This is a genomic window from Acinetobacter gyllenbergii, from assembly GCF_001682515.1.
In the GTDB taxonomy this organism is placed as follows: domain Bacteria; phylum Pseudomonadota; class Gammaproteobacteria; order Pseudomonadales; family Moraxellaceae; genus Acinetobacter; species Acinetobacter gyllenbergii.
Genome location: NZ_KV575261.1, coordinates 918,117 through 936,089, shown reverse-complemented (window position 1 = coordinate 936,089; position 17,973 = coordinate 918,117). Strand labels below are relative to the sequence as shown.

Below are 17,973 nucleotides of genomic sequence, written 5' to 3'. Positions count from 1 at the left end.
TAAATAATTCATTCATTTAAACTTTACTATTGTGGAGTGACTCGCTGGGTGACTGTAAAATCTGACTGCCTGCAGTAACGCTATGGGTGAGCCAGACATTACCGCCAATAATTGAGCCTTTACCAATGGTGATACAACCCAAAATCGTTGCACCTGCATAAATCACCACATGATCTTCAACAATCGGATGACGGGCGTAATCTTTTTTCAAGGCACCATCTTCATTCAGTTCGAAGCGTTTTGCGCCAAGCGTCACGGCCTGATAAATACGTACATATTCACCAATCACTGAGGTTTCACCAATTACCACCCCTGTACCATGATCGATAAAGAAACCTTTCCCAATTTGTGCACCTGGGTGGATATCAATCCCTGTGGCTGAATGGGCCAATTCAGAAATAATTCGTGAAAGTAGCGGAACGCTGTGATAGAGCTGATGTGCCACACGATGATGGATGATTGCCAAAATACCTGGGTAGCAGAGCAGGACTTCATCGACGCTATGCGCAGCAGGATCACCTTCATATGCGGCACAGACATCTGCATCTAATACGCGACGGATATCAGGCAAGGTATTGGCAAAGTCCTGTACGATGGTCTGTGCCAAAGCGATTTGCTGTTCATAAAGCAGACGTTCATTGCTTGAAACAGGGATCGGTTTGACGCGACTTTTGGTTTCGTAATTTAAGGCCAGTTTTACCTGTGAAAATAATTCATTGAGTACGCGGTCTAGGGTATAGGCAATATAGTAATCCTCAGTTTCTTGACGCAGATCACTGGGGCCAAGTCGCATTGGAAACAGAATTCCACACAGACCATCTAAAATTGACTTCAGCGCATCCTTAGATGGGAGTTCGCGTCCACCAAATTCTTTGATGCGATGTTGACGCTCTCTCCATTCGTGTCTCGCTTGTTGCAAACCTTCAACGACAGGCTGTATTTTCCATTGGCTCACGAGAATTCCTTGCAAATCAAAGTCATGAATAAATCGTTAATTTTTTGCTTAAGAAAGCAGCATTAATCTTGTAACCAAGGTAATTGGTGGGTACGCCAGCCATTACTTTGATTGCGCTGCTGCTGTTCGTTTAAATCACCCTCAAAACCTTCCAGTACGTTATAGACTTGTGCAAAACCTGCACTAAAAGCTGCTGTTGCAGCTAAAGCAGAACGTTTACCGCTACGACACAGCAATAAAATTGTTTTGTCTTTGCCGACTTTGCTATCCAGTTCTTTTAAAAAACGAGGATTGCGGTTAAAAGATGTACCTGTTGCCCATGCGACGTGGATACTTTCAGGCACATAGCCGACAAATTTACGTTCTTCATTGGTTCTTACATCAACCAAGACAGCATGGCCTTGTTGAACCAAATACCAAGCTTCGCTAGGAGGGATGCTGCCCGTGAAATCAAGTTCATTTTCTTCAGCATATTGCTGAGCACGTTGTAGGATATCTTGTGGATCGTTGAAAGAACCGTGGGAAGTAATGTTGGATTCCACAGCTTGAGCAGAATCAAATTGAGCATTCATTTTTACAACCTTTATATACATCAGCGGGATGATGTTTTTATCTTAGGACGGTTTTTATATTCAGGAAAATAAGCAAAATTTATTTATATATCTATTTTTGATAAATAATGAGCATTTATCGGCTTATTCGGAATATGGTTTAAAACCTAGCTTTAAATTGAATGATCTTATTTAATTTAAAGATGAAATTATCGAGATTAAATATTTTACTTTTCAATTAAGTTGGATGATAAATATTTAAAAGCATGATTTGGAAAATTAAATGCAAACACATTAAAAATATCGCACTTGATGATAAAAGCAGCACAACATTGTCTAAGACTTATTCTTATCTCATAAAGGAATAAGCAAGTCACTTTTTCTTATTTTTAATCATAAAGCATGCCGCATACCATAAGCCTATATTGTTGAAAGATCATCTAATTATGGGCATCAAGAACACCAAGCCGTTAATCGTAACAGCGATCGTCCTTGTGGCGATTGTTGCTTTTATTGTCTATCAAAATCAAAAAGATGCTGCACCTGCTCAGTCTAAAAACAACAAAGCGGTGGTGATTGCCTACCAAACAGGTGTTGATCCAACCAAGGTTGCGCAAGCCAATGGTGATTATGAACGTAATAGTAATCAAGCGATTCAGTGGCGTAAGTTTGATGCAGGTTCAGATGTGGTCAATGCATTGGCTTCGGGCGATGTGGTGATTGGGAACATCGGTTCTAGTCCTTTGGCGGCAGCGGCAAGTCGAGATTTACCGATTGAAGTATTCCTTGTGACGGCTAAATTAGGTGGTTCTGAAGCCTTGGTGGTCAGCAATAAATCTGGCATTCAAACACCACAAGATTTGATTGGCAAAACCATTGCCGTACCCTTCGTTTCAACCACACATTACAGCTTATTGTCAGCTTTAAAGCATTGGAACATTGCGGATAACCAAGTCAAGATTATTAACTTACGTCCACCTGAAATCACTGCCGCTTGGGAGCGTGGTGATATTGATGCGACTTATGTTTGGGAACCTGCGTTAAGCAAAGTCAAAGCCAGCGGCCATGTCTTAACAGACTCAAAACAAGTCGGCGAGTGGGGCGCACCAACTTATGATTTATGGGTGGTTCGTAAAGATTTCGCCGAGAAAAATCCAGAGTTTTTAAAGGCCTTTGTGCAAACCAGCTTGAAACAAGTTGAGGCGTACCAGAAAGATCCAAAAGCATTTGAGCAGAATGCTGACCATATCCAGAAAATCGCGCAACTGACGGGTTCTGATGTAAAAGATATTCCATTGTTACTTTCAGGAAATATTTATTTAGATCGTCAGCAGCAACAAGCGACTTTATCAGGTGAGTTTGCCAAAAATATTTTCGACACCGCAACTTTCTTAAAGAGCCAAGGTAAGGTCGATCAAGTGAAGCCTGATTATCAAGATAATGTGACCACCAATTTCTTACAGCCATAGGAGATCGAAATGAGCGTATTAGCTGCCGAGCATCTTCATTTAACTTTTCCAAAGCAGACCGTACCTGTCTTGCAAGATATCAATCTCAAGATTGAAGAAGGTACGTTGACTGTGATTTTGGGCGAGTCGGGTTGTGGGAAAACAACATTGCTGAATATTTTGGCGGGTTTTCAAAAGCCAAGTTCAGGTCAGATTACACTGGACCATGAAGTGGTGACTGCACCTGATGCGCGCCGTGCGGTGGTGTTTCAGGATCATGCTTTACTACCTTGGTTAAATGTCTCTGAAAATATTGGTTTTGCTTTACAGCTTAAGGGTTTAAAAGCGCAAGAGATTCAGCAGCAAGTCGATGCAATCTTAAAAATCGTGGGTTTAAGCCATGTCGCTCAAGCCAATATTTGGGAATTGTCGGGTGGTATGAAGCAACGGGTGGGGATTGCACGTGCATTGGTGAGTCATGCAGCGTTTATTTTGTTGGATGAACCTTTTGCTGCGCTTGATGCCTTTACCCGTGAAACCATGCAGCAGTTGGTGCTGGATTTGTGGATTGAACAAAATAAGTCTTTCTTCTTGATCACGCATGATATTGAAGAAGCTTTGCTGCTGAGCAATCAATTGGTATTGATGACTGCTCGTCCTGGCAAAATTGTCGAAACCTTAAAATTAGATTTCGCGGAACGTTATAAGCAAGGTGAATCGATTCGTGCGATTAAATCGGACCCAAAATTTATTCAATTACGTGAGCAATTATTTGAACGCCTACGTGTGCAGAAACAAGCAAGACATGAGGTGGCTGTATGACAGGGCAAGCAAAGAATACAGCCTATGAGGTGAGTAAGGTCGAGGAACTACAATCGATAAACCAAGCACAGTCGGGTTCGTTTTTTAGTCTAATTGGTGCTTTTTTTACACGCCATCGTAGTTTAGCGCTGAGCCTTTCCAGTGTCTTGAGCGTATTGGTGATCTGGTATTTGATCACGGCATTAAAAATTGTCCCGAGTCTATTTTTGCCGAGCCCACAAGCAGTATGGCAAAAATTTCTAGAAGTCAGCCAACAAGGTTTTATGAAAGCCACTTTATGGCAGCATTTGGCCGCGAGTATTTCTCGTGTTTTGTTGGCTTTAGTGGCTGCGATTGCCATTGGTGTACCTTTGGGTTTATGGATGGGATTGAACAAATGGGTACGTGCTGTACTGGATCCTTTGGTTGAATTATTGCGCCCGATTCCACCGTTGGCTTATTTACCCTTATTGGTGATTTGGTTCGGCATTGGTGAAACCACCAAGGTACTTTTGATTTTCTTTTCGATCCTTGCACCTGTGATTATCAGCAGTACTCATGGTGTACTCAGTCACCAGCTCAATCGTGAACGTGCCGCCTTATCGTTAGGGGCAAGCCAATCACAAGTGTTTTGGCATGTGATTTTACCAACCGCTTTACCGCACATCTTGACGGGTATTCGTATTGGTCTTGGCGTGGGTTGGTCAACGTTGGTGGCTTCGGAATTGGTCGCAGCTGATCGCGGTATTGGTTTTATGGTGCAGTCAGCGGCACAATTCCTGATCACGGATACCGTAGTTCTTGGCATTATTGTGATTGCGATTGTCGCGGTTAGTTTTGAATTGTTTTTGCGTTGGTTACAGAAACAATTATCTCCTTGGTATGGCCAACAGTTATAAGTGTGAGTAGTAGAAGATGACCTTAAATATTGAAGTTATTAAACCAACAATCGGTGCAATTATTCATGATGTTGACTTAAACACGGCTGATGAACATACCGCGCAACAAATTCAACAGGCTTTGCTGGATCATCATGTGATCTTCTTCCGCAATCAGCAACTTGCACCTCAGGCGCAAGCGGAGTTGGCACGTAGTTTTGGTTCTTTGCATATTCATCCTATTTATCCATCCGTAGCAAATGTGCCTGAAATCATTGTATTGGATAGTTGGAAACAAGACTTACGTGACAATGAACTTTGGCATACCGATGTCACTTTTAGCCAGAAACCGCCATTGGGCTGTGTCTTACAAGCGATTAAGATTCCACCTGTTGGTGGTGATACACTTTGGTCGAGTGGGGCAGCGGCATTTGCTGCCTTGGATCAAGGTTTGCAGCAAAAGTTAAAAGGCTTAACTGCAACACATGACATTCGTCAGTCTTTCCCGATTGAGCGTTTTGCGCATAATGATGTTGAGCGTCAAAAGCTGGAAGACACATTTAAGCGTAATCCACCCGTTGTTCACCCTGTGGTGAGAACACATCCTGTAACGGGTCAGCCAATTTTGTTTGTGAGCGAAGGGTTTACCACGCGTATTAATGAGCTGGATGAGAATGAAAGTGCTGAATTGCTACAGTATTTATTTGCCCATGCAACTAATGAGCAGTTCCATTTGCGTTGGCAGTGGCAGGTAGGTGATGTGGCGATTTGGGATAATCGTTGTACACAGCACAAGGCTTTATTTGATTATGGGGAGGCGCATCGGATTATGCATCGTGCCACGATTAATGGTGATGTACCGTTTTATCAAGCAGCCAGTTAAAATTTAGTTTTAATTGTTTGCTTCGGTAGAGTCTTACAGAGATCTCATCTTATTTTGGATAAGCATCCGTTTTCTCTCTTACTTTTCAGGGATGAAAAGTAACAAAAATCCTTTGTTTGGCTGATGATACTTCCTTGTATCACAGCCAAACTGGCGGCATCCATGCCGCCGAGCGCGGTAGTGAATATTTGCGAGAATTTAAAATTACAAGAAAAAGCATTTACGGTTCGGTTTTATCTGCATCTGCGCTTGGAAATTTCTAGACCGTTTTATTCTTAGGCATTATGTAAAATGCTCTCTTGTTTATAAACCGAAGGCGCTTGCCCAGTCCAGCGTTTAAAGGCACGTCGGAATTCACGTAATTCGCTAAAGCCTAGTTGTAGGCTAATCTCACTCATGGATAGGTTCTGTTCCAGTAATTGTTTAGCTTTCCGCTCCAACACATTTTGCCGAATTTGTTGAAAACTTAAACCTTCTGCCAATAATTGTCGTCTTAAATGACGCTCGCTGAGGTGTAATTGTTCGGCAGCTTGTTGCATCTCAAAACGTTCAGGTAAATGCTGTTCAATCAAATGATCAAGTAAATGGACGTAGCCGACTTGATTGAGCTGGTCTATTTCTTTTAACGCCTGTTCACAAATGTGTAGTGCAGTTGCATAGTTGGCGGGGCTGTAATTTTTTAAGTTACGCTGCAATAGGCGACTATTAAAACGCATGATATTTTTATCACGGTTAAATTGGACAGGGCAGCCAAAGAGATCATTATATTGTTGTTGATATTCGCTTGGAAAATAGCTGAGTTCAAGACTCAACACATCATCATGATCGCCCAGCATTGCATTTAAACAGGTGATGATGCTGCTAAATAATTCATCATAGAAAAAAGCTTTGAGTTCATTGCAGGGAGAGGTTTCAGTGACTTCTAATTCACAGAGATCAGCGTGGATGGAAAAGTTGATATTTAAGACGCTGCCTGAAATACGATGATAACGCAACGCAATGTCTAAAGCATCTGCAACAGTCTTGCAGGATTGCATGGCGAAACCGAGAATCCCCATTGAAATCAGACCTTCACTACTGCCAAGCTTTAAACCGAGGTCGGGTTGTTGGTAGGCTGTCATGGCCTGACGTATCACATCACACAATTGAGAGAAGCGAACCACGCCTTGGGTTTGCTGTATTTGTGCAATGTCTAAACCTGAATGCTGAAACCATGCAGCATAATTCCATTGTTGCTGCTCTGCATAATGGATCAGGCTGGCCAGAATGGTGGGTGGAATATATTGCTGTGTTTCAGCGCTATTGATGAATTGTTTAGGCATAAGTCCGTTTTGCCCCCCAAAGAAAAGTGTCTTTAACCCTGTTGGGTATCGCATAATTTTGATTAACTTTCAACAGGCTTTAACACAGTTAGAAAAAGAACTGAGAAAGGGACGCGCCAATGTATCAAGTGGGCTGGGATAAACAACAAATCAAAGTTACACCGAAAGGCTATGCCATGTTTGGTTATGGGCAATGGTCACATCGGGCCTATGAACAGCGCACAGCTTTATTTGCACGTAGCGTGAGTATTGTCGATTCATCCGATCATCGACTGCTGCTTTGTTGTCTTGATTTAGGTTGTATTACCCATGCCATGCGCAGCCAAACGGTAGCGCGACTCACGCAAATTCTAGATTCACCATTTGATGAAAATCAACTGGTGTTAATGGCAACCCATACCCACTCTGGGCCTGGTGGTTGCGGTTATGAAGCTTTATATAATATGCCAACACCCGGTTTTGTGCCTGAGCATCTCAGTGCAATTGTCGATGCGATTGTACTGAGTATTCAAAATGCGATTGCGTCTGAACAAGACACCGAGATTCTCTTGGGAACACAACATTTTTCAGAACATACCGCTGTGGCGTGGAATCGTTCGATCAAAGCCTATAATCGTAATCCAGAGGTTTTGCCACGCACTGATGCCGAAACGCATTTGGCTTTGAATCGTGAAATGCAATTGCTTGGTTTTTATCGTGAACAAAAATTGCAGTCCTTTATTTCATTATTTGGGGTACATGCGACTTGTTTGGGAAATTCCTTAAAAGCCTATGATGGCGATAACAAGGGTTATGCAGCTGCATTTTCTGAGCAGGCTTTAATTGAGCAAGGAGTTGATAATCCAGTCACGATTTTTGCCCAAGCAACCGCTGGGGATGTATCACCGCATTTCCATGGTAAAGATCAGCTCAAGATTCGCAATCAAATTAAAGGTGAGCAGGAGTATCAATATGCGCAACAAAATGGGCGTTATCAGAGTGAATTGGCTTTAACTAGCTTACAGGGGAATATTGCTAAAAATTTGCAAAAAGTTGAAGGCAAGATCGATGCTGTTTTGTCCTATGTGGATCTGAGCAATATTGAGATTCCCGATGCATTTGCAGATGGTCAAAAGCATGCAAAGACCAGCCAGCCTTGTCATGGCACCGCATTTTTTGCAGGTACGCCTGTCGATGGTCGAGGTGCGCCTAAACCCTTAATGATGGGGATGCAATTTTTAGCCGATCAATTTCGCAAACAAAAAATCAAACATCCCAAAGCAGCAGACTTTGTAGCATATCAGCAGCTGGATGCATCTCAAGGGCCGAAACAGATTTTACTGGAAGCAGGCGCCAAAAAGATTCTAGGTCAACCGATTGGTTTTCCACCAAGTATTCTTGATCCGCTGATTGCAGAAATGAACCGACAAGTTAAAGCGGGTGCGATTCAGGACAGTCCTTTAGTGCCGAGTATTGTTCCCTTACAAATTGTGCGATTAGGGTCTTTGGCATTGATATGTTGTCCGGGAGAGTTTACGACTATTGCAGGGCAGCGTGTGGTTGATACGGTTAAAAAGACGCTTGCTGCACAGGCTTCGATTGAAAGAGTTTGGTTAGCATCGTACTGCAATGATTACATGGGTTATGTCACCACCTATGAAGAATACCAAGTGCAGGCATATGAAGGTGGGCATACCTTATTTGGTCAATGGACATTGGCAGCCTGTCAGAGCAAGTTCCAAGGCTTAGCAGAACAGTTATTATTAGAAAAAGATAAACGTCATTACGATGAAATGACACGACCACCGCATATTCCAATGCAGGAACTCGCAAAACGTACTAATCATGGCAATTTAAAAACTGCCGTTAGCCAAGGAGAGGCAGTATGAGTGATTTAACACAAGGCATTTGGTCAAACTGGTCTGGTTTTCAAAAATCTATGCCGCAACAGATTTTGCAACCTGCCAATATTCAAGAACTACAGTCGATTGTTCAGGCGCAGAAAAAAATACGGGTAGTCGGTGCTGGGCATTCTTTTACGCCGTTGGTGTGTACCGATGCAACCTTATTGTCTTTGGACCATATTGCGGGAATTGCATCGACGGATCTTGAGCGATGTCAGAGCAGTATTTATGCAGGCACACACTTATATGACCTAGACCAACATTTACAACAGCAATCCATCAATCAGGCTTTAATGAATCAAGGAGATATTGATCAGCAAAGTCTGGCGGGTGCAGTCTCTACAGGCACACATGGCACAGGTGCAGATTTACATTGTATTTCAGCCTATGTTGAAGCTTTTGAGCTATTGACGGCTTCGGGTGAAATCCTAAAATGTAGTCGCACAGAGCATCCTGAAATCTTTGCCGCAGGGCGAGTCTCTTTGGGGTGCTTAGGCATCTTGACCCAAATCACTATGCAAAATCGTCCGCGCTATAAACTCAAAGAACACATTCAACTTTGTCCTGTTGAAGACATGATGCAGCATATTCAGCAATGGAAGCATCAGCATCGGCATATCGAATGCTTTGTGTTTTCCCATGAAAAGCAGTTGATGCTGAAAACTTTGGATGAGACCGATGAAGCAGTTTTGCCTCGTAAGGAAAATTTTCCATCGGATGATACCTTACTGACCTTTTGTTCAGAGCTGACCAAAAACTTTCCTTCGCTGAATCCTTATTTACAGAAGCTACTCGGCATTTTTGTTAAACCCACGACTTATATCGATTGGTCGAGCAAGATATTTCCAACACCGCGTAATACAAAGTTCAATGAAATGGAGTATCAGATTCCTGTTGATCGCGGAATAGAGTGTTTGGATGAAGTGTTGCATGCCTTAAGAACGTATCAAGTGGCCACCTTTTTTCCGCTCGAATTTCGCTTTGTCAAAGGGGATGATATTTGGCTCAGTCCGTTTTATCAGCAGGATTCCATTTCGATCTCGGTGCATCAATATCATAAGCAAGACCCGCGTTTGATTTTTGATGTGGTTGAGCCAATCTTGCAAAAATATCAAGGGCGTCCGCATTGGGGTAAAATGCATCAAATGAACAAAACACAGCTTCGGACTTTATATCCCAAGTGGGATGATTTTATGGCTTTGCGTCAGCAGCTTGACCCAGAAGCTAAGTTTTTAAATCCCTATCTGGAAAAGCTGTTTTTAGGTTAAATCGAATTTTTATGAGTTGAAAGTACTTAACGGAATCATATCGAATTCCCATCCAATTAAGGGTGAAGCTTTCAGCTAGATTTACTTTGGTTTCATCCTAAGAAGCATAAGATGTATTTAAACTCTTGCGTTTTGCCAAAGCTTTAGTCGCTTTGGCTTGCTCAGGTTGTAGATGACATTCCCTCGTATCAGATGGTTTTTTTAGGATCACGATTAAATAAAAAAGGTATAGCCATGTTGGATCATTATTTTAAACAACTCAATCTCGATCTAAAAAAACAGGGGATTGCGACTCCGCAACTCATTATTGATGAAGCGGCTTTAAAACAAAATATCCAGCATGTTCAGATTCGTCTTGCTCATGCCAAACATTTACAAGCGCGCTTGGTGGTGAAGTCATTAGCGAGCCTAGACTTACTCAAATTATTATCTGAGCAGATCAATACTCAACGTTTTATGGTATTCCATCAACCACATATTATTTCAATCTTAGAAAATTTTGCTGAAGCCGATATCTTGTTGGGTAAGCCGATGCCCGCTCAAGTAGTCCATCAATTTTTTGATCAGCATGCGGAATGGTCAAATGCCAACATTCAGTGGCTGATTGATAGCAAGCAACGCTTGCAACAATATATCGAGATTGCCCAGACCTATTCGCTCTGTCTAAAGGTGAACATTGAAATTGATGTGGGTTTACACCGTGGTGGCGTGCAATCGGCAGCACAAATGGTCGAAATATTAAAGTTGATTCAACAGTATCCGCAGTATTTAAAGCTTTCTGGTTTGATGGGCTATGATGCACATGTCACTAAAATTCCAGCCATCATCAAAAAGCCTGAATTGGCTTATCAAAGCTCGCAGCAGATCTATGCCGATTACCAAAAGCTAATTAAGCAGCAGTTCCCAACGTTGTGGAGGGATGAGCTTTGTTTTAATGGTGGCGGCAGTCCAACCTTTAGCTTGCATACCACTGAAAGTGTCTGCAATGACTTGTCTTTTGGTTCAATGCTATTAAAACCAAGTGATTTTGACAGTGATTTTTTAAGGGCATTACAACCAGCATTCTGGATTGCTGCACCTGTATTAAAAATATTGCCATTTACTCAGCTTCCTTCAATGTCTTTATTGGATAAATTGCCACATAGATGTAAGGCGTTGTTTATTTATGGTGGCTATTGGCTGGCTAATTATGTCTATCCTGATCAAGCACATACCCACGCATTGTACGGGCGCAGCAGTAATCAGGAGTTGGTCAATGTACCCAAGGATTGTGATATTCAGGTCGATGATTTTGTATTTTTAAGACCCACACAGAGTGAAGCGATTATCCCTCAGTTCTCTGAGCTAAAGCTGTATCGCAACCATGCTTTTGAGACATGGCAAACCTTTAGTGAATAACAGTATTGCGATTACCAATATTCGAGCTAAAAGCTTGCCGTGTATTTTGAGCCTTAAAATAAATCGGCCAAATGGCAGCTTTTCGCTTCAGTCAGATTGTCAATGGAATCGACCAAGAGGATGTTAATATCTTTTTCGTTTTTATATGCTGCAATCACTTCTGCATAAATCGGCTGTTTGAGTGTCGTGGCTTTAGATAGAAAGCCTGATACCGCCTTTTCATTCGACCAGTCTGCATCTTTCAACACATATTCATTCTGTGCAATATCGCATCGTGTCAAAATGGCTTTGTTATCCTTTATCGTTAAGGTGCCCATAAAAATATCCATACTTTCTTTGGGATCAGTCGGATTGGCATAAGTGGTAAAAGGAAAAACGAAGCTAGATATAAATATTGAAAAGACAAGAGCGATTTTTTTCATTGGATTTTTCCGAGAGATGACATTCATTATTAAAATAATGCTTTGAGATTCTAAACTAATCCGTTGATTGAAAGCCAGAAAATAGCCAAGTAGGAGCAAGACCAGAAGCAGATCTGTTCCTATTTGGCTTGATGAGATGTCGTGATTAAAAGTGATAGCCTATTTTCAAACCATAAGCGATGGCACTGTTATCTTTAAAATCGGCCTGTTCAGCAATAGGTTTAATCCCTGGTACAGGAATATAATAGGTACCGTCTTCGGCAACCACATCGCCTAACCAGAAGTATTTAACTCCAGCCGCAATAAAATAGTTCGGGGCAGGATTAAACTGAGCGCCTAAGCCAACACCCCAAGACCCTTTGGTTGGATTCAACGTGGATGCAGGGTCACCTGTACCCGAGTCCCAACTGACTTCAGTTGATGCACTCCATTTTTCAGTAAACTGATGTCCAAGTCCGACATTGACCGTCCACTGATCCTTTTGGTAGCTATCCAGATCAAAACCACCCGTATAGCTTCCTTCACTGATCAAACCTGTTAGATACTCCGTAACTGCGCCAAATTGAGTCGGTCGAATATGAAAATCTTTCCAGTTGACCCAACGTAGATTGGTATAGAGCAGGGTGTCTTTATACACACCCGTTTGAAAATCAACATTCACCGATTGTGGTGTTGAAATTCTGGTTTTACTTGGCGTGGTGACTTGCAAAGGTTGACCAAACATTGTCTCCGTTGCCTGCATATCGTGGTCGATCTTGGAGCGATAGGTTAGCGCGGCTTTTAGGGCAATATCTGGAATTTGATAACTAAGACCTGCCAGCCAACCGACAGCATGATCTGCTTTAAATTTGGCATCATAGCCATTAAAGGCTTCACTGTATGAATTACCCCGCAGCGCGACATCACCTTTGACCGATTGATAGACGGCACCGCCATAGAGTTGAAAATTGCTAAAAGGATTGACACCCAAAATCATGCTAATACTTTCGGTGTCGACATTGACCGATGTGCCTTGCTGGGTAAATTCATTGTCCGAAAATGTATTATTCGATTGCATTGGATAAGTAATATCGGCGCCAAAAGGTTGGTCATAGAGCAGACCAAAGCTGATTCGATCAGTCAGTTGGAGTTTGAGTGCGGCACTATAATATTGAAAGCTATTGCCCATATTGCCTGAGTTAAGATTTTGCGGATCATTGACCAGTTCTGGACGATTACGAATTTTTCCTGAAATATCAGCATCAACAGCTGTGGCATTGACCTCGACATAATTGCCATTTTCCAGAAAAGGGAGAATGGATTGTCCCGATTGATCCAGTGCCGCAGCGTGGTTTAATGTACTGATGCACATCCCACAGAGGGCAATCACCATTGGATTGAGTTTCATATTGATCATCCTTGTAAAACTATGTCTTATTCTTAAATATGCTGTTTTTATTGACGGTCATCTTCTCGCTTTCATTGGAAAGTGAATACAATGCCTAGGTTTGAGTGAAACATCTTTTAGACGGCTGGAACAGGGTTGAAAATGATCAATATGGGGGGCGGAGCGGTCAAATCCCTAACTTTGAAACAATAAAAAAACCTTGTGCCGAGACACAAGGTTTTTTCACCTCAACCAAAGCGTTATTGCTTCACGATCAATACTGGAATGTGTGATTCGGTTAAAACGGCACGGGCCACGCTACCCAGCAATAAACGTTTTACCCCTGTGCGGCCATGTGAACCCATAATAATCAGATCAGCTCCGATTTCATCGGCAACAAAGATAATGCCTTCACTGGCTGTGCCATGATGAATTTTGGTATTCACCTGAATGCCATCACGGACAAAGGATTGAGAAATGTCTTGTAGTTGTGTTTTGGCTTGTGCCTCGGCTTGCATAAAATAGTCGGTCACTGCAGGGGCAACCTGATAAAAATCCACACCGACAAATGGGTCAACAGCAACCACACTCAGGATAGTGACTTTTGCCCCAGAGAGTTTTGCTAAAGAAAGCGCATGTTCGACTGCGGCATAGGAAATTGGAGAGTCATCAACAGGAACTAAAATATTTTGGTAAGACATATTTACTCCTTATCGTTTATCGTTGTAAAAATAGAAAACATAACAAGGTGATAACATATTGAGCCTACACTAGCAAATCAGAACGGCTTAAAAATATATGATAAAACTGAAAATAATGTAGAAAAACAGCATATTCCGCAGCAAAATAGCAGCATAAGAAAATCACTGTATTTTTGTAATTCAGTGGAAGATAAAGCTGAGAGTTAACCATGCAATTCAAGCACGATTTAAATCAGAAGGAAGCTTTGTGTTATTTAGTTTAGAGGCGTTTAAACAACAAAAATTTGACCAGATGGCAGCCAAAATTATGGCTGATCCAGCGTTTTATTTGGATTTTGATTCGGTTTCAGATTTCTACAAAGCGGCATGGTTAGATGAGTTTCCGCAAGGCACCACGTGGTCAGCGACAGGTTTGGATGATGGAGCAGAACATTTTTATGCGGTGATTGAATATGGCGATCATTATCTGTATATCAGCCGTATGGAACGGGTCACGGTCAAATTAGGCATACGGCATCATTACAATAAAAATAACTAATCCAAGCAGTCATCCTTTTTTGTCTGATCAGATTTAGAGATGCAAATGAGAATGCTATACTTTTGCGCAATGATGACATCCTAATAAAACGAAATGGACATTTAAAAATGGCACATCAATTTACGGTTAATGAAACAATTCATGGTGTTTCAATTGAGGACTTTTCAAGACTGGTGGCGGATACTTCATTGCATGAAGCAGTGTGTAAACGTATTCCGGGTGAGAACTTGGAAATTATCGAATCGAATATTAATGGTGATATTTATACCTTACGCCGTGAATATAATCTGGATGTCAATATTCCAGAAGTGGCGAAAAAATTATTAAAAAATGCGTTCCGCTTAAAACGTGCTGATATTACCCATTTGAAAAACTTAACCTCGACAGTTGAATTGGGTGCAAACCTGCCTTTGGAAGCAAAGGGCGAGCGCAGTGTTACGGGTGATAGTGAGAAGGTGAATATCTCTTTAACATGGACAGTGAAAGTTAAAGTACCTTTGATTGGTGGTATGCTAGAGAAGCATGCAGAAGGTGAAATCCGTAAATTCAGCACGCTTGAAATCGAGATCGTGGCCGATGAATTAAAGAAACACCTTTAATTTTGCAGGAAAGAAAGCTCTCCATGTGGGGAGTTTTTTTATTTAGAAGCGCAGGAAATAGGGAACAATCGAAAGCGCCACGCCAATGATACTGATCATGGCCGTGCTATCAATAAAATAGGTAAAGAGCATCAAGACCAAACCACAGACTAAAGGCACGGTCATTTTTTGCTTTTTGCCATACATAAAATAGCCTAAGCCAATTGAGCTAAAGATGACACCTAGAAATAGTTGGGTTGCATTCATGTGCTTTGCCATGCGTTATTTTTATCGCGAATATATTATGACAAGATTCTTAAATGAAAATTATGGTAACGCGATAAAATATCCAATACGATAATATTCACTATTTGGTCAAAACAATTATAAGGGCGTGGGATGAGTGTAATTCTACCAGTAGCACAACGTGGTGAAGAGGTTTTAAAAATTAAAGCGGCTGCTGTCGCGAACGGGGAGTTTAACAGTGAGTGGTTATTGCAACTGGCATCTGCGATGCATGCGACTATGCTGGAGCGGAATGGGGTTGGGATTGCGGCACCACAAGTTTATATTTCTAAGCGATTAATTATTGTGGCATCGCGTCCCAATCCACGCTATCCCGATGCGCCTGAAATGGATGCGGTGGTGATGGTCAATCCTGAAATTTTAGCGTTTTCTCAAGAATCTTGTTTGGGTGAGGAAGGTTGTTTAAGTGTGCCCGATGAGCGTGGGCAAGTAGAACGGGCGCAAGCAATCAAAGTACGTTATTACACTTTACAGGGTGAAGTGGTTGAAACAGCTTTTGAGGGATTTCCTGCGCGAATCATACAGCATGAGGTGGATCATTTGGATGGAATATTATTTGTAGAACGTCTGAGTTAGTTGTGTATGTAAGCACATAAAATCATTACAAAAGCTATAATTTTAATATGATCAGTCCTCTGTACTATAAGTGCTTATCTTAATTAGAACTTGAAACATTTAAAGGCTAGATGACCATGAAAACTCCACTTCCTGATTATTTGGCACATGTGATTGATGCCTGCGATATTGATAACAGTGGGCATCTCGCTGACTATATTCCTGAGTTAGCCAATGCTAATCCGAATCAACTGGCACTGGCCTTATCTACAGTTGATGGTGAAATCTATTCCGTTGGCGATGATGAGATTGAATTCACCATTCAATCCATGTCTAAACCATTCACGTATGCCTACGTGCTACAACAGCTTGGTATTGATGCTGTACTAGAGAAAGTTGGGGTTGAACCTTCGGGCGAGGCATTTAATGAAATTTCACTGGGTAAAGATCGCCGTCCGAAAAACCCAATGATTAACTCAGGTGCAATTACTACACATTCATTAATACCTGCCAAAGAAGATGTATCAGGCGCAGAAATTTTACGTCGATTTATGAGTGAACTGGCAGGACGTGAGCTGCAATTTGATCATGCGGTATATGAATCTGAGGTAAAAACGGCTTACCGTAATCTCTCGATTGGTTATATGTTAAGAACCGTGGGGATTTTGGAATCCGATCCTGAAGAGATTGTGAACGGCTATATTCGCCAATGCGCGATCTTGGTCACGGTCAAAGATCTAGTGCGGATGGGCAGTGTTTTTGCCAACGGTGGAGTTGATCCAAAAACTGGTAAACGCCTATTGAATCGGGCCGTGGTACGCCAAGTCCTGAGTGTGATGATGAGCTGTGGGATGTACGATGCAGCGGGGGATTGGCTCACAACGGTGGGTATTCCTGCTAAAAGTGGCGTGGCAGGTGGAATCTTGGGTGTGTTGCCAGGTCAGGTGAGTATTGCAGCCTTTTCTCCTCGACTCGATGAACATGGTAACAGTGTACGTGGCATAGATATCTTGGAACGGCTCTCCCGTGATATGGGCTTGCATTTGATGGAAGGCACGCCGTCTGCGCAAACCATTGTGCAGAGCCATTATCGCACTGGAAAAGATGCATCTTTGAGTGTGTATGTGCTTCGCGGTGTATTGAAATTTACTGAAGCGGAAATGTTGTTACGGACCTTGCAATGTGAGCCTGTCGATAAAAGTTCTATTGTGATTGATTTAACTCAGATTTCACTGATTCATGATGTCGGGAAACGGATGTTTCTGGAAGGGATTGATCGCTTGATTGATGATGGTCATAGTTTGCTGTTAGTTGATCCTGAGCAGCGTTTGGATCATGCACGAACGCATAAAGATCGGGTGTTGCATGTTTATCAGAATCTAGAGGATTTGATTGAAAAGCATAAAGAGCTGTAGGCGTAGAGAGCCTATATTGAAATGATATAGGTTCTAAATTAGTGCGATGTTTTTCCGATGTAAGGTTTAAACATCGTATTAAATAATATTGTTGGTTGAATTGTCGCTTGTGGGGCGTATTTACTTCAAATTTTATTTATACTGAGCCGATTAGTTTTTGCAGAATATCTAAAATGAAAAATAAAATATTGGGTTTAGCATTGATGAGTATGGTTTCACAGCCACTCTTTGCAGCTCCATTTGTTCAACCTGTGATTCAGGGTAAAACGTACAATAATTGGGAGGTGCCTATACGTTCATTGGGTAAACCGAAAAGTGTTGTTAAAGGAAAACCAGATGAATGTAACGGTGGCTATTTCCCTGATGAATATGATTATGGCAGTTTTAAACTTTTAGACACGGGTGTCATTAAAGAGGTTTATTTTAGTCAGAACAATGCGCTAGTGTTTCATGGACAAAAGATTCGTAGTGGGATAGATCAAAAGAGTTTTATGCAACAATTCAAAAAATATGAATTGTGGATGGACGCTGAAAATAAGAATGTTGTTTATAGTGGGTTGGCTGAAAGTGGAAATGATTCAATAGAATTTGTTTTTAAAAATGGAAAACTTCTAAAATATAAGTTGTTCTTTGATGATTGTTAATGATTAGGAGAGCATAAAAGTAAGAAGATAAGCCAAGGGCTAAAATTTAGGTATTTTAGCC

Annotated in this window: 19 protein-coding genes; 12 read left to right on the top strand and 7 right to left on the bottom strand. The window is 41.6% G+C overall.

Annotation, left to right across the window (positions count from 1 at the left end; genetic code table 11):
• Nucleotides 1-16: 16 nt before the first annotated feature.
• Both epsC and NG55_RS04715 read right to left on the bottom strand, forming a co-directional pair.
• Complete coding sequence (gene epsC, locus NG55_RS04720) at nucleotides 17-955, bottom strand: serine O-acetyltransferase EpsC (protein WP_065342493.1); 939 nt, start codon at nucleotides 953-955, stop codon at nucleotides 17-19.
• 62 nt (nucleotides 956-1,017) lie between these two features.
• A complete protein-coding gene (locus NG55_RS04715) occupies nucleotides 1,018-1,527 on the bottom strand; it encodes a rhodanese-like domain-containing protein (protein WP_065342492.1) in 510 nt (169 codons plus the stop codon).
• 407 nt (nucleotides 1,528-1,934) lie between these two features.
• Between NG55_RS04715 and tauA the strand changes: the two genes are divergently transcribed.
• Genes tauA through tauD form a run of 4 tightly spaced genes read left to right on the top strand, consistent with a single transcriptional unit; the run spans nucleotide 1,935 to nucleotide 5,516 of the window.
• Nucleotides 1,935-2,975, top strand: a complete 1,041-nt coding sequence (gene tauA, locus NG55_RS04710; RefSeq protein ID WP_171257918.1) for a taurine ABC transporter substrate-binding protein — start codon at nucleotides 1,935-1,937, stop codon at nucleotides 2,973-2,975.
• A gap of 9 nt (nucleotides 2,976-2,984) precedes the next feature.
• Nucleotides 2,985-3,776: a taurine ABC transporter ATP-binding protein gene (locus tag NG55_RS04705; RefSeq protein ID WP_065342490.1), complete on the top strand. Its 792-nt coding sequence runs from the start codon at nucleotides 2,985-2,987 to the stop codon at nucleotides 3,774-3,776.
• Nucleotides 3,773-4,654, top strand: a complete 882-nt coding sequence (tauC, locus tag NG55_RS04700; RefSeq protein WP_065342489.1) for a taurine ABC transporter permease TauC — start codon at nucleotides 3,773-3,775, stop codon at nucleotides 4,652-4,654. Before NG55_RS04705 ends, tauC begins: the two co-directional genes overlap by 4 nt.
• A gap of 16 nt (nucleotides 4,655-4,670) precedes the next feature.
• Nucleotides 4,671-5,516: a taurine dioxygenase gene (gene tauD / locus NG55_RS04695; protein WP_065342488.1), complete on the top strand. Its 846-nt coding sequence runs from the start codon at nucleotides 4,671-4,673 to the stop codon at nucleotides 5,514-5,516.
• A gap of 275 nt (nucleotides 5,517-5,791) precedes the next feature.
• Here the strand turns inward: tauD and NG55_RS04690 are convergent, their stop codons facing one another.
• On the bottom strand, nucleotides 5,792-6,892 hold the full coding sequence (locus NG55_RS04690) for an AraC family transcriptional regulator (RefSeq protein WP_065342487.1): 1,101 nt from the start codon (nucleotides 6,890-6,892) through the stop codon (nucleotides 5,792-5,794).
• A gap of 65 nt (nucleotides 6,893-6,957) precedes the next feature.
• On the opposite strand from NG55_RS04690, the gene NG55_RS04685 reads away from it, so the two are divergent.
• The 3 genes from NG55_RS04685 to NG55_RS04675 all read left to right on the top strand — a co-directional run bounded on the left by NG55_RS04685 (nucleotide 6,958) and on the right by NG55_RS04675 (nucleotide 11,387).
• Nucleotides 6,958-8,706, top strand: a complete 1,749-nt coding sequence (locus NG55_RS04685; RefSeq protein WP_065342486.1) for a neutral/alkaline non-lysosomal ceramidase N-terminal domain-containing protein — start codon at nucleotides 6,958-6,960, stop codon at nucleotides 8,704-8,706.
• Complete coding sequence (locus NG55_RS04680) at nucleotides 8,703-9,989, top strand: D-arabinono-1,4-lactone oxidase (protein WP_065342485.1); 1,287 nt, start codon at nucleotides 8,703-8,705, stop codon at nucleotides 9,987-9,989. The genes NG55_RS04685 and NG55_RS04680 overlap by 4 nt, the downstream gene beginning before the upstream one ends.
• A gap of 234 nt (nucleotides 9,990-10,223) precedes the next feature.
• Nucleotides 10,224-11,387: an alanine racemase gene (locus NG55_RS04675; RefSeq protein ID WP_065342484.1), complete on the top strand. Its 1,164-nt coding sequence runs from the start codon at nucleotides 10,224-10,226 to the stop codon at nucleotides 11,385-11,387.
• A 53-nt stretch (nucleotides 11,388-11,440) separates the two neighbouring features.
• Here NG55_RS04675 and NG55_RS04670 read toward each other — a convergent pair whose 3' ends face one another.
• The 3 genes from NG55_RS04670 to NG55_RS04660 all read right to left on the bottom strand — a co-directional run bounded on the left by NG55_RS04670 (nucleotide 11,441) and on the right by NG55_RS04660 (nucleotide 13,876).
• A complete protein-coding gene (locus NG55_RS04670; RefSeq protein ID WP_065342483.1) occupies nucleotides 11,441-11,809 on the bottom strand; it encodes a hypothetical protein in 369 nt (122 codons plus the stop codon).
• A 145-nt stretch (nucleotides 11,810-11,954) separates the two neighbouring features.
• Nucleotides 11,955-13,196 carry an OmpP1/FadL family transporter gene (locus NG55_RS04665; protein ID WP_065342482.1) on the bottom strand — a complete coding sequence of 414 codons (1,242 nt, stop codon included), beginning with the start codon at nucleotides 13,194-13,196 and terminating at the stop codon, nucleotides 11,955-11,957.
• Nucleotides 13,197-13,435: 239 nt separating this feature from the next.
• Nucleotides 13,436-13,876: a universal stress protein gene (locus tag NG55_RS04660; RefSeq protein ID WP_016541747.1), complete on the bottom strand. Its 441-nt coding sequence runs from the start codon at nucleotides 13,874-13,876 to the stop codon at nucleotides 13,436-13,438.
• Between the two features lie 247 nt (nucleotides 13,877-14,123).
• On the opposite strand from NG55_RS04660, the gene NG55_RS04655 reads away from it, so the two are divergent.
• Complete coding sequence (locus NG55_RS04655; RefSeq protein WP_065342481.1) at nucleotides 14,124-14,414, top strand: hypothetical protein; 291 nt, start codon at nucleotides 14,124-14,126, stop codon at nucleotides 14,412-14,414.
• Nucleotides 14,415-14,521: 107 nt separating this feature from the next.
• Entirely contained in the window at nucleotides 14,522-15,013 is a 492-nt protein-coding gene (locus NG55_RS04650; protein ID WP_016541745.1) for a DUF2505 family protein, read from the top strand.
• Nucleotides 15,014-15,055: 42 nt separating this feature from the next.
• Here the strand turns inward: NG55_RS04650 and NG55_RS04645 are convergent, their stop codons facing one another.
• Nucleotides 15,056-15,259 (bottom strand): hypothetical protein, encoded by a 204-nt coding sequence (locus NG55_RS04645; RefSeq protein WP_016541744.1) that lies wholly within the window; start codon nucleotides 15,257-15,259, stop codon nucleotides 15,056-15,058.
• Between the two features lie 132 nt (nucleotides 15,260-15,391).
• Between NG55_RS04645 and def the strand changes: the two genes are divergently transcribed.
• From def to NG55_RS04630, 3 genes are all read left to right on the top strand, one after another.
• Nucleotides 15,392-15,874 (top strand): peptide deformylase, encoded by a 483-nt coding sequence (def, locus tag NG55_RS04640; protein WP_065342480.1) that lies wholly within the window; start codon nucleotides 15,392-15,394, stop codon nucleotides 15,872-15,874.
• 116 nt (nucleotides 15,875-15,990) lie between these two features.
• Complete coding sequence (locus NG55_RS04635; protein ID WP_065342479.1) at nucleotides 15,991-17,268, top strand: glutaminase; 1,278 nt, start codon at nucleotides 15,991-15,993, stop codon at nucleotides 17,266-17,268.
• Nucleotides 17,269-17,441: 173 nt separating this feature from the next.
• Nucleotides 17,442-17,912 (top strand): hypothetical protein, encoded by a 471-nt coding sequence (locus tag NG55_RS04630; RefSeq protein ID WP_065342478.1) that lies wholly within the window; start codon nucleotides 17,442-17,444, stop codon nucleotides 17,910-17,912.
• Nucleotides 17,913-17,973 lie beyond the last annotated feature (61 nt).

Bases quoted from the DNA above. Each gene is read 5' to 3' on its own strand.
- NG55_RS04690 (WP_065342487.1), bottom strand. From the start codon at position 6,892: ATGCGATACCCAACAGGGTTAAAGACACTTTTCTTTGGGGGGCAAAAC.
- def (WP_065342480.1), top strand. From the start codon at position 15,392: ATGAGTGTAATTCTACCAGTAGCACAACGTGGTGAAGAGGTTTTAAAA.
- NG55_RS04635 (WP_065342479.1), top strand. From the start codon at position 15,991: ATGAAAACTCCACTTCCTGATTATTTGGCACATGTGATTGATGCCTGC.
- NG55_RS04645 (WP_016541744.1), bottom strand. From the start codon at position 15,259: ATGAATGCAACCCAACTATTTCTAGGTGTCATCTTTAGCTCAATTGGC.
- NG55_RS04650 (WP_016541745.1), top strand. From the start codon at position 14,522: ATGGCACATCAATTTACGGTTAATGAAACAATTCATGGTGTTTCAATT.
- tauC (WP_065342489.1), top strand. From the start codon at position 3,773: ATGACAGGGCAAGCAAAGAATACAGCCTATGAGGTGAGTAAGGTCGAG.
- tauD (WP_065342488.1), top strand. From the start codon at position 4,671: ATGACCTTAAATATTGAAGTTATTAAACCAACAATCGGTGCAATTATT.
- NG55_RS04675 (WP_065342484.1), top strand. From the start codon at position 10,224: ATGTTGGATCATTATTTTAAACAACTCAATCTCGATCTAAAAAAACAG.
- NG55_RS04715 (WP_065342492.1), bottom strand. From the start codon at position 1,527: ATGAATGCTCAATTTGATTCTGCTCAAGCTGTGGAATCCAACATTACT.
- NG55_RS04680 (WP_065342485.1), top strand. From the start codon at position 8,703: ATGAGTGATTTAACACAAGGCATTTGGTCAAACTGGTCTGGTTTTCAA.
- NG55_RS04670 (WP_065342483.1), bottom strand. From the start codon at position 11,809: ATGAAAAAAATCGCTCTTGTCTTTTCAATATTTATATCTAGCTTCGTT.
- NG55_RS04630 (WP_065342478.1), top strand. From the start codon at position 17,442: ATGAAAAATAAAATATTGGGTTTAGCATTGATGAGTATGGTTTCACAG.
- NG55_RS04705 (WP_065342490.1), top strand. From the start codon at position 2,985: ATGAGCGTATTAGCTGCCGAGCATCTTCATTTAACTTTTCCAAAGCAG.
- NG55_RS04665 (WP_065342482.1), bottom strand. From the start codon at position 13,196: ATGAAACTCAATCCAATGGTGATTGCCCTCTGTGGGATGTGCATCAGT.
- NG55_RS04660 (WP_016541747.1), bottom strand. From the start codon at position 13,876: ATGTCTTACCAAAATATTTTAGTTCCTGTTGATGACTCTCCAATTTCC.
- NG55_RS04685 (WP_065342486.1), top strand. From the start codon at position 6,958: ATGTATCAAGTGGGCTGGGATAAACAACAAATCAAAGTTACACCGAAA.